The sequence below is a fragment of the Flavobacterium columnare NBRC 100251 = ATCC 23463 genome, from assembly GCF_002530675.1.
GTDB classification, from domain to species: Bacteria; Bacteroidota; Bacteroidia; order Flavobacteriales; family Flavobacteriaceae; genus Flavobacterium; species Flavobacterium columnare.
In genome coordinates this window covers 40,876-50,735 of the sequence record NZ_PCMX01000028.1, presented here as the reverse complement: position 1 = coordinate 50,735, position 9,860 = coordinate 40,876, and the positions used below count along the sequence as shown (strand labels likewise).

Here is a 9,860-nt window from a genome sequence, read left to right as displayed (position 1 = left end):
AGGCTATTTCAAAGAATAAAAAAGGAGTTTTTTTATTAGTTAAGATTACTATCTGATTTTAATCTGTCACGATAGAAGTTACAAACTAAATATTGATTTTGAACTTAGAGATAGTCTTCTTCCCTAGATTAAATAAAATACAACTAGAAAATAATTTAAAAACTATATATATGAAAGCAATAAAACTATTTTTATTGATGATTTTCAATTGGTCTGTTTACTCCCAAATAGCTTATAAACCAATTGTTGAAAAAATTAATTTGGGAGAGAACGGAGAAAACAAAGCTTATTATAAGCTAAATTCAGGAGTCATAAAAAACGCTAAGAACGAGATTAATTGGCATCTGGCTTTTCAAATAGATAATGATCGAGGTTTTGGAATTAGAGCTAATACGAGTAGTGCAATATGTACCGTTTATAAAACAGATAAAACAGAATTAAGTCAAGTAACGAAAGATAATTATAATTCTTTAGCAAGAGATAGTGATAATGAGTTGTATAATAGTACAGTAGATTGGAATATAGGAGCCTTAAATAATGATCACTGGGATGATCAATCCAATCCTCACAAATATTATATTGGTTGGGGAGCTTATGATATAAAAACGCATAAGGTTAACGGAAATCGTGTTTTTATTATACGACATTCTATTTTTAGAAATGGAACTTGGCAAGGGGATTATTATAAATTAAAAATTAATTCTCGTTTTAGGAATTACGTCTTCAGTTATTCAAAATTTAATGGAAGTGACTGGGGACCGGAAAAAACACAAGTAATAAACGATTTAGATTATAGATACTCTGGAAATAAATTTGTGTATTATAATTTAGATACTCATTCCGTTGTGGATGAAGAACCTCAATCATGGGATTTGCTATTTACTACTTATGATCAAAATTTAAATAAGGCTGAAATTAATCCTAGCGATAATATGTATACCGTAACAGGTTGTTTGCATAAGTATGGTCTTGTTGTAGCAGAAGTTTTAGAAGAAGATCAAGTTATTAATTCTAATTTCGAAAATTTAACGTATAAAGAAGATATGAATGTTATTGGGTATGATTGGAAGGAATTTAATTTTCAATTTTATAATCCAGGATATACAATGTCTAAAAAGAAATTTTATGTAAAAACGTTAGAAGGAGATTATTATAGAGTTTTTTTGAAATACAAAGTTGTTAATAGATATGAACGAGAAATGGAAATTTATAAACAAAAATTAGAAAAACAGGTATTATCTACTCAAGAATTTAGAAACGATTCTTTTAATATATATCCTACCGTTTTGACAAGTTCAAAAGTGACTATAGAAACATCAGAACCGAGAGTATTTAAAGAAATTGAAATGTTAAATTCTACAGGTCAAATGGTTTATCATAAAAATATTAATTCAACGGTTAATCAATTAGAAATAGATTTACCAGAAAATATGAATAAAGGTATTTATATAGTAAAAATAAACACAGATAACAAAGTTTTTACAACAAGACTTGTTAAGTAATCTTAGAATTAGTTTGAAAACCTTTTGGAATGGTTTATGGTGGTATTTCAGAATATTTATACAATTATAACAAAACTTTATTATTCTAAGAGGAGGCTCTTTTTAGAGAATTCTAATATATAAAAAAGAACTCTGGTGTTTAAATACTTTGGTTATAACAAAGAGAGAGGCTGTCCAAAAAGGACAGTCTCTTTGTTATTATTATTGTAAGAGTGTCTGTTTGAAAGAATCAATTCTAAAGGGGAAAACGACATAATTCTGACCATGGAACGTCTCCTGAGAGTGAAGGTACAACCAACTGCTGAGTTTGTTACCTTTAAGAACACTCAATAATTATTTCGTTTTTTTCATTAAGATCGCTTCGTCTGCAAATTTAATGATTTCAATTTTAGGTTCTCCATAAATGGCTAATTTACTTTTTCCTGATGCAGATATAGATAATTTACCATTTGTAGATACATCACAATCAGTATACCCCTCAACGGTTAATGCAGTACTTTTTGAAGTTAAATTTTTCCCTTCATATTTAGTATTATTGTCTAATCGTAGTTTTAGCTCATTTGTATCACCTTCTATAGTGGCTGAGGATTTTTGATACATATCTATTTTTAAAGAATTAGCATTTATCAAAGCTTTTAAATCAGCATTTTTGCTCATTTCTACAATTGCGTTGGTTCCTTTATAATTTAACTCTATTTTAGATTTGTCATTGCTAATTAAGGTGAAATTAGGAATTGTGGCATTTATAGATGCTTTTGAATAGTCTAACACTTTAACAGTAAGTTTTTTTACATTTAAATCATTAAAAGCGTTAAGTTTTGCATGGTGTTTTACATTGATTAATTTCAGACTATCTGTATAAAAAACGCGAACATCAATTTTTTTGTAAGTAGCTATTTCTTTATTGGTATTCAAACGCAGTGTTTTTCCGTAAATTTTACGATCTATAGCATCGTGTAGGTTATCGTCAGCCTCAATTTCAATAGCATTTTTTTCTGCTTTTATTAAGTATACTTCTAAATTATCCTCTATTTCGATTTCTTCAAATGCTTCGGTTTCGTATTTTTCAGTTTTCACCATTTTGGTTCCCTTAATTCTTTCTTTGTTTTGAGAGAAAGCAAGAGTGGTCATAAGGCTAATAAATAATAAGCTAATTTTCTTCATTTTTGTAGAATTTGGTAAAATACAAATATAAAAAAAAATCATTCTGATCTAAGGAATGATTTTTAAGGTTAATTCTTCTGTTTATTGGCTTTTTAAAAAGTACAGAAGAGATATTAAGTTATTGTTTTTCAATTGTTCCTTCAGAGGAATCCTTTAAAATTTGTATTTTGGGAGATCCAGAATAATAAATACTACTACTACTAGAAGCGTCTGCATGTAATGAAATTAGAGGATGAATTCGTATTTCACTACTACTGGAGCTACTCGCAAGAATATCATTAGCAAGTAAATTACGAGCGTCTACAGTACTACTACTAGATGATTCGATAGTTAGTTTTATGGCTTTACCCGAAACAGTTATATCGCTACTGCTACTAGCATCTATTGTTATTTTTTCAGATTCTATTAAAGCCGTTAGATCAGCGCTACTATCTGTAATTAATTTAATATTATTGCTTTTTATAATGCCTTTTGTTTTTAATTCAGCAGAACTAGAAGCTTCTAATTCTTCAATAAAAGGAAGCGTTATATAAATTTTATTTGATTTGACATCAATGCAGTTACCGTTTTTAGAACTTATTTTTAACGTATTATCTTCTACTTCGGTTAGTATATCGTCATGTATGTTCTGATCCGCTTCTATCATTACTTTAAAGTTAGGACCTTGCGTTATTTCACATTCTAAACCTTCTGAAATACAGATTTTACTAAACTCGGTTATTTTTCTTTCTTTTGTTATAACCTTCCCATTCCCTTTTATAGGCTTTCCACTGATATTTAAGTTACAAGAACCAAAAAGGAAAGCAATTATCGTAGTAACTATTATTTTTGCTAAGTGAATCATGAGTTTTATCATCGTGTTGTTTGTTATTATAAAAATTATATTTCTAGAAATAAAGGCATTGTTTTTTTGATCATAATTTTTTATTGAATACCATTTTTTAACCGAGGCTAAATTCCTATAGCCTCGGTTTTTGATTTTATTCAGTTTTAATGATAATACCTTCTTTACTAAATTTTAATTCTTTTATATCTTTCGTGTTTTTAATAGTAGTATCTTTTTTTATTTGTAAACCATCTTCATTTAAAATGACAGTTGTATTGTCGTCATCTGATTCTTCGTCTTCATCCTCTAATAAAGTAGTTGGACAATTTTTACATTTTATTTTATTTTCCTCAACTTTATAGATATAATCGTTTGAAGACGTGTAAAAACCAAAGTAATCACTATTTGTTATGTCATAATGTTTTAACGAACGATCAGGTTTTATATACATTCCTTTTGGAACAAATAAGAAAATTCGAACTTGATGATCACGAAACTTATATTTTGGATCTATTAAGAAATAGTTGTCAAGACTTAAAGTATCTGGATTTGTATCGTCATTTCTGAATTTATAAGTTATTCTATCTGCATTTTTTCTAGCTTCAGATAAAGTTTTACCTTTGGCTGTATACTCAATTTGTATATAAGGTTTCGTTTCATCAGTAGGCATTAATTCTAATTCAACATTATTAGAGTAAATGTATTCATGACCCAAAGAATCCTGTACCAATTCAAAGTCTGTCCTATCATCTACATCTTTAGAAAAATAGTCATTGTTTTTAAATTTAAGAGTCAAAGTATCATTGGATCTAAAAGCTTTATTTAAATAACTTTTGTAAACAACTTTGTTTTCATAGGCCAATTCACTAGAAGTAATAATTCCTAAAGTAATTAAAGCTATAATAGAACTTAACCAAATGGCAGATAAAGTTAGTTTTGCTACGTTTCCAATTGAATTAATAGTAGGAACTAATATTTTTAACCCTAAGATTAATAAAAAGAAAAAAGGAATAGCAACAGCAAAAAAGGATATCAAACAAATGATCCATAATGATGTACCAGTATAATTAAATGATTCAAAATATTCAATCCAAGGGAGTTTCATAAAAGACGTAGAACCCAAAGTAAATACCCCAACTAACAAGCCAATTATAGTAATTCCTCCAGTAAATACCATTATTGCACCTATGAACTTAGCAAATATTTTCATGATGTTTACAATAATATCGCCTAAAGAACTTCCTACCTTTTGTGCTCCTGATCTTACGTTTTCGCCCATTTGAGTGTAGTCCGCACTTTTAAATTTATCAGAAACCGACTCAAATTCTTCTTTTACTTTTTTCTCAATATTTGAAATCGTAATAGGTTCACCTTTCATTTCTAACTTTTCAGAAGTAGTTATCGCTTCTGGTGTAACAAGCCACAAGATAATATACGCTAACAACCCTACACCAAAACCAGCAAAAACCAATAGAACTAACGCTATTCTAATCCATACAGGATCTAGCCCGAAATAATGCCCTAAACCCGAACAAATACCAGCAACGATTCCAGTTTCTTTATCTCTGTATAATTTTTTGGTTTTTCCTGTATAAGAATAATTAGAACTTTTTGAAGGCTCTTCTTCTATCTTATAGTCTTCAGGTTGCCCCATAATATCAATAACATCATCTATATCATTTAAACTTAAAACTTGTTTACTACTGCCTAGTTTTTCAGAAAAGAGTTCTGCAATTCTACTTTCGATGTCATTCATGATTTCGTCTCGTCCTTCAATAGAAAGAGAGTTACGTATAGCACTGAAATATCTATTTAATTTTTGATACGCATCTTCATCAATGTGGAAGAAGAAACCACCTAAATTCATATTTACTGTTTTGTTCATAAGTCTTAGTTTTGTGATGTTATAGTATTTACTGCTCCTGCAAGTTCATTCCAGGTTATGCTTAGCTCTTTTAAAAAATTTTTTCCTTCCTCTGTTAAACCATAGTATTTTCTTGGTGGTCCAGAGGTAGATTCTTCCCATCGATAAGTTAATAAGCCGTCATTTTTGAGTCTGGTTAATAGAGGGTATACCGTTCCTTCCACAACTAATAATTTGGCTTTTTTCAGTGTATCAAGGATTTCCGAGGTATAAGCATCTTTTTCTTTTAATACCGATAAGATGCAAAATTCTAAAACTCCTTTGCGCATCTGAGCCTTTGTGTTCTCAATGTTCATAAGATTTTTTTTTTGTTGTTAAACTGTTCATTTCTGATTGATTGATTGATTGATTGATTGATTGATTGATTGATTGATTGATTGATTGATTGATTGATTGAAACTCTTTATTGTATGGACTGATGATCATAACTGTAAATTCTTTTCATCTTCCATTGGTTGTTTTCAAGTAACCAAAGATGCACGAATTTAGCTTTCCCATCAGCATATTCCTTATTGTTGTTGATTGTTAATAAAAAGAGATGTTCTCCACTGTGTAAGAGACCATAAGGGGTTCCTTGTTCGTATAATATTGAAAAATGTTCTGTTCCTTTAATCAATTCTCTTCTTATTTTGTAATTTTTATTTGAACACAAATTGGTTTTTATTGAGTTTATTAAATTTTTTTTCCCCAATGTAATTCCTCCTTTGTCGTGATAAAATTCTATGTCGTTACAAACATACTTTGTCATGTTTTTTGTGCTACAAGAATTGTAACTTTTCCAAAACTCAGCGTCTAAAGTTTGTATTTCTTGAAGGATCTCTGTTTTTGATTGACAATAAAAAGAAACATAAAAAAGGCTTAAAAATAGTGTTATTATAGCTCTCATTATTTAAAAAAAGAAATAGTTAACGGATATCTAAAATAAACACCTTCATTAGCCATAATTGCGCCATATATAATATAAAAAAATTCTATTATTTTTAACAAAATTATAACTCCAAGACATATTATCCCAAAAATACCGAGACCTAATAAGTGGTAGAAATCTAAATTTTCTAATAGGATATGTCCTTTTTCTATTTCTTCCCAACTAAAAGTACTTACTAAACTAGCTATTATGGAAGGAATAGCAAGAATAGCCATTATAATAGTATATAATAAAATGCTAAGTTGAAAATTAATGATTTGTTTACCATGAAAATTAATAAAAAAAGATTCCTTCTTTTTAGATCCCCATAGAACTATAGGTATAATATAATTTCCTAAAGGAAATATGAATTTACTAAAAGCGCTTAAATGTGTAATTGAAGCGTAATTTTTCTCTTGTTTCGTGATTGATGATGGTTCCATGATCGTATGGTTTTTGATTAATGATGTTTAAAATAGTTGTGTAATAAGAACAATACTCTTTTTTACTTATTAATTTCCTATACAAAGATAATGTAAAAAACAGGTACTATGTAAAACAAAGTAATGTAAATTAACAAAATATTAACATTTTAAAAAAAATAGGCGTGCATAGTATTTTTTTGTAGATTAGCAAAGTCAATACTCTAAGAAAGAGCGTAATCTTTATGAGTTTTTTTAAGTTTAAGAATTTACAGTATAACACTATAAGTCAAAATTGATATGAAATTTACACCAGCTAAATTGAATTTGTTTCTTTTTTTTAAATTACCTTCCGCTTTTTGGAGTGGAGTTAGAGTAAAATTAATAGACGATTGTATATGCCAAGCAACTGTTAAACATAGGTGGTTTAATCAAAACCCATTTAATTCTATGTATTTTGCAGTTCAGGCTATGGCAGCAGAATTAACAACAGGAGCTTTGGTTATGAAACAAATCAAAGAAAGCGGGAAAACCATCTCTATGTTAGTCGCAAACAACAAAGGGACTTTTACAAAAAAAGCTACTGGAAGGATTACATTTACGTGTAACGATGGACATTTAATTAAAGAAGCAATAAAAAAAACAATTGCTACAGGTGAAGGACAAACTTTTTGGATGAAATCTATTGGAACAGATCAAAAAGGCGATCAAGTTTCAGTTATGGATTTTGAATGGACAGTTCGTGTAAAGAAATAACCCCCTAAAGAGTTAAACTAATCCTAAATAAGATGAAGTACCCTTTTCCTATTGTTAAATTTGTATAAAAAAGATAGTGAAAGTTTTAGTTACAGGAGCTACAGGTTTAGTAGGTAAAGAAATTATAAAGATTTTGCATGCAAAAGGTATTTTTGTGCATTATCTAACGACTTCTAGGAATAAGTTAACACATTCGGATAATACCAAAGGTTTTTATTGGAATCCCCAAAAAGGTGAAATAGATTCAGCTTGTATAGAAGGAGTACATTCCATAATTCACTTAGCTGGAGCCTCTATAAGTAAAAGATGGACCTCAGGGTATAAGCAAGAAATAATAAACAGCCGTATACTTCCTATGCAAATGTTGTATAAACTTTTGCAAAACACCCCTAATGAAGTGAAAAATATAGTTACAGCTTCAGCTATAGGTGTTTATCCATCGTGTATTGAAAAATATTATACAGAAGATTTTCTGGATTTTGATGATTCTTTTTTGTCCAACGTAGTAAAAAAATGGGAAGAAAGTGCAGACAAGTTCATTCATTTAGGGGTAAAAGTTTGTAAGTTACGGATTGGTTTAGTTTTGTCTAAAAAAGGAGGCGTATTGCCCGAAATACTTAATCCGTTGCAAGTAGGTTTGGGAGTCCTGTTTGGATCAGGTCAGCAGTGGCAGTCTTGGATACACATAAAAGATTTGGCGAGGCTATTTGTTTTTGCATTAGATCTTCAATTACAAGGAATTTATAATGCTGTAGCACCAGATCCTGTAACACATAAAGAATTTATGTTTATATTGAATAGATTTTTAGAAAAACCTCTTATAGTAGTTAATCTGCCAAAATTTTTAATGAAATTAATACTCGGTGAAAAGCACGTACTATTATACGATTCACAGCGCGTATCATCTCTAAAAATTCAACAAAAAGGATTTCAGTTTTTATATGCAAATCTTGATGACGCACTCAATAATCTATTAAAGTAAATCAATTTCTTATCTTCTTAGCGACAATATTTACCTGTATCTGAATTTGATTGCTTATAAATTCGTCTTTAAGATTGTTGAAAATACTTTTTGAACCATAATTTTACGTTCCAGTATCTCCTATTCAGTTGCAAAGTATCGCTTCTTAAACTTATTTGGTTATCATCAATATGGATGCTAGTTGAAAAATTAACCGATTTTGTAATGCCTTTAATTGTTAAGTTTCCACAAAGAATTGTTTTGTCACCTTTTATTTCTGAATTAGTAATTCTAAAGTCAGAAACTGGAAATTTGAATACATAAAAAAAAGATCCTTAATATTTTTATCAACAAAACCCTTTAGGTGGCTTTCTAATCTATTTTGATCTTCCTTATTTTTTAAATCAGTCACTGTTATTGAACTCATATTCATATAAAAGCGTCCTAAGACAATAGAATCTTGATTACAAATAAGTATTCCTTCTCTAAATTTTAAAGTACCAGTATGTTTTCTAGAAGATTTAAAACCAGTCCAATAGATTACAGAATTTACTGTATCTACTTGATATTTTTCACCTTTAATTTTAGGCAAATGAGTTAGGTAACTATTCGTAGTAGTAGAGTCTTTTTTACAAGAAATAAATGAAGAAATGACAATCAAAGAAATGGAGGCTAGTAATTTTTTAATGATAATTAACGTATTGATTACTAGGTACTAATTTGTAAATTGTCTTGTCGAAAATAAAAAAAAAGTGACAATTTGGCATTTTTGATTTTTTGGCAATACTTTTGCAATCGCAATTCAAAATGATAAGACAATGAATGCCGAAAATACAGAAAAAGAATTAGAAATAAACAATACAGAAGAAACTCAAGAGCAACAAAAAGAAACCGCTCCAGCAACCGAAACAACTATTGAGGAAAAACTGCAAGAAGAGTTAGCAAACGAAAAGGATAAATTCTTACGTCTTTTTGCTGAATTTGAAAATTATAAAAAACGTACCTCAAAGGAACGTATTGAATTATTCAAAACAGCAGGGCAGGAAGTATTACAAGCTATGTTACCCGTTTTAGATGATTTTGATAGGGCTTGGACACAAATTTCAAAATCAGAAGATGAAGCATTGGTAAAAGGAGTTGAGTTAATTCATGAGAAATTTAAATCAACACTCATCTCAAAAGGATTAAATGAAGTAGAAATAAAACAAGGAGATCTATTTGATGCTGATTTTGCAGAAGCAATTACACAAATTCCCGCTGGAGAAGATTTAAAAGGAAAAGTGGTAGATGTAGTTGAAAAAGGATACAAATTAGGTGATAAAATTATTCGTTTTCCTAAAGTAGTAATAGGAAATTAATAATTTGAAATTAGAGATTTGAGATCAGTAAACAGTTTCA

At 29.2% G+C, this 9,860-nt stretch carries 12 protein-coding genes; 4 read left to right on the top strand and 8 right to left on the bottom strand.

The genetic code is table 11. The features are described 5' to 3' along the window. Window positions 1–170: 170 nt before the first annotated feature. Complete coding sequence (locus tag B0A78_RS04915) at window positions 171–1,502, top strand: T9SS type A sorting domain-containing protein (protein WP_014166472.1); 1,332 nt, start codon at window positions 171–173, stop codon at window positions 1,500–1,502. Between the two features lie 333 nt (window positions 1,503–1,835). Here B0A78_RS04915 and B0A78_RS04910 read toward each other — a convergent pair whose 3' ends face one another. From B0A78_RS04910 to B0A78_RS04885, 6 genes are all read right to left on the bottom strand, one after another. Continuing rightward, on the bottom strand, window positions 1,836–2,666 hold the full coding sequence (locus B0A78_RS04910) for a GIN domain-containing protein (protein ID WP_041253283.1): 831 nt from the start codon (window positions 2,664–2,666) through the stop codon (window positions 1,836–1,838). A 118-nt stretch (window positions 2,667–2,784) separates the two neighbouring features. Next, window positions 2,785–3,510 (bottom strand): head GIN domain-containing protein, encoded by a 726-nt coding sequence (locus B0A78_RS04905; protein WP_158308449.1) that lies wholly within the window; start codon window positions 3,508–3,510, stop codon window positions 2,785–2,787. Window positions 3,511–3,646: 136 nt separating this feature from the next. Beyond that, complete coding sequence (locus B0A78_RS04900) at window positions 3,647–5,377, bottom strand: PspC domain-containing protein (protein WP_249030945.1); 1,731 nt, start codon at window positions 5,375–5,377, stop codon at window positions 3,647–3,649. Window positions 5,378–5,382: 5 nt separating this feature from the next. Next, window positions 5,383–5,712: a PadR family transcriptional regulator gene (locus B0A78_RS04895; protein WP_014166468.1), complete on the bottom strand. Its 330-nt coding sequence runs from the start codon at window positions 5,710–5,712 to the stop codon at window positions 5,383–5,385. Window positions 5,713–5,819: 107 nt separating this feature from the next. Then, entirely contained in the window at window positions 5,820–6,302 is a 483-nt protein-coding gene (locus B0A78_RS04890) for a nuclear transport factor 2 family protein (protein ID WP_065213241.1), read from the bottom strand. After that, window positions 6,302–6,766 (bottom strand): DUF4870 domain-containing protein, encoded by a 465-nt coding sequence (locus tag B0A78_RS04885; RefSeq protein ID WP_014166466.1) that lies wholly within the window; start codon window positions 6,764–6,766, stop codon window positions 6,302–6,304. The genes B0A78_RS04890 and B0A78_RS04885 overlap by 1 nt, the downstream gene beginning before the upstream one ends. 279 nt (window positions 6,767–7,045) lie before the next feature. Here B0A78_RS04885 and B0A78_RS04880 point away from each other — a divergent pair, with 279 nt between their 5' ends. Together B0A78_RS04880 and B0A78_RS04875 are read left to right on the top strand one after the other, a co-directional pair. Next, window positions 7,046–7,501: a DUF4442 domain-containing protein gene (locus tag B0A78_RS04880; RefSeq protein WP_065213242.1), complete on the top strand. Its 456-nt coding sequence runs from the start codon at window positions 7,046–7,048 to the stop codon at window positions 7,499–7,501. A gap of 76 nt (window positions 7,502–7,577) precedes the next feature. Then, on the top strand, window positions 7,578–8,483 hold the full coding sequence (locus B0A78_RS04875; protein ID WP_097609431.1) for a TIGR01777 family oxidoreductase: 906 nt from the start codon (window positions 7,578–7,580) through the stop codon (window positions 8,481–8,483). Between the two features lie 68 nt (window positions 8,484–8,551). Here the strand turns inward: B0A78_RS04875 and B0A78_RS15055 are convergent, their stop codons facing one another. Together B0A78_RS15055 and B0A78_RS04865 are read right to left on the bottom strand one after the other, a co-directional pair. Further along, window positions 8,552–8,737: a hypothetical protein gene (locus B0A78_RS15055; RefSeq protein WP_354019040.1), complete on the bottom strand. Its 186-nt coding sequence runs from the start codon at window positions 8,735–8,737 to the stop codon at window positions 8,552–8,554. After that, window positions 8,734–9,123: a hypothetical protein gene (locus B0A78_RS04865; RefSeq protein ID WP_014166463.1), complete on the bottom strand. Its 390-nt coding sequence runs from the start codon at window positions 9,121–9,123 to the stop codon at window positions 8,734–8,736. Before B0A78_RS04865 ends, B0A78_RS15055 begins: the two co-directional genes overlap by 4 nt. 157 nt (window positions 9,124–9,280) lie before the next feature. Here B0A78_RS04865 and B0A78_RS04860 point away from each other — a divergent pair, with 157 nt between their 5' ends. After that, complete coding sequence (locus B0A78_RS04860) at window positions 9,281–9,820, top strand: nucleotide exchange factor GrpE (protein WP_014166462.1); 540 nt, start codon at window positions 9,281–9,283, stop codon at window positions 9,818–9,820. Window positions 9,821–9,860: the final 40 nt, after the last annotated feature.

Coding starts and splice junctions, on each gene's coding strand:
- B0A78_RS04915 (WP_014166472.1), top strand. CDS start 171: ATGAAAGCAATAAAACTATTTTTATTGATGATTTTCAATTGGTCTGTT.
- B0A78_RS04910 (WP_041253283.1), bottom strand. CDS start 2,666: ATGAAGAAAATTAGCTTATTATTTATTAGCCTTATGACCACTCTTGCT.
- B0A78_RS04905 (WP_158308449.1), bottom strand. CDS start 3,510: ATGATTCACTTAGCAAAAATAATAGTTACTACGATAATTGCTTTCCTT.
- B0A78_RS04900 (WP_249030945.1), bottom strand. CDS start 5,377: ATGAACAAAACAGTAAATATGAATTTAGGTGGTTTCTTCTTCCACATT.
- B0A78_RS04895 (WP_014166468.1), bottom strand. CDS start 5,712: ATGAACATTGAGAACACAAAGGCTCAGATGCGCAAAGGAGTTTTAGAA.
- B0A78_RS04890 (WP_065213241.1), bottom strand. CDS start 6,302: ATGAGAGCTATAATAACACTATTTTTAAGCCTTTTTTATGTTTCTTTT.
- B0A78_RS04885 (WP_014166466.1), bottom strand. CDS start 6,766: ATGGAACCATCATCAATCACGAAACAAGAGAAAAATTACGCTTCAATT.
- B0A78_RS04880 (WP_065213242.1), top strand. CDS start 7,046: ATGAAATTTACACCAGCTAAATTGAATTTGTTTCTTTTTTTTAAATTA.
- B0A78_RS04860 (WP_014166462.1), top strand. CDS start 9,281: ATGAATGCCGAAAATACAGAAAAAGAATTAGAAATAAACAATACAGAA.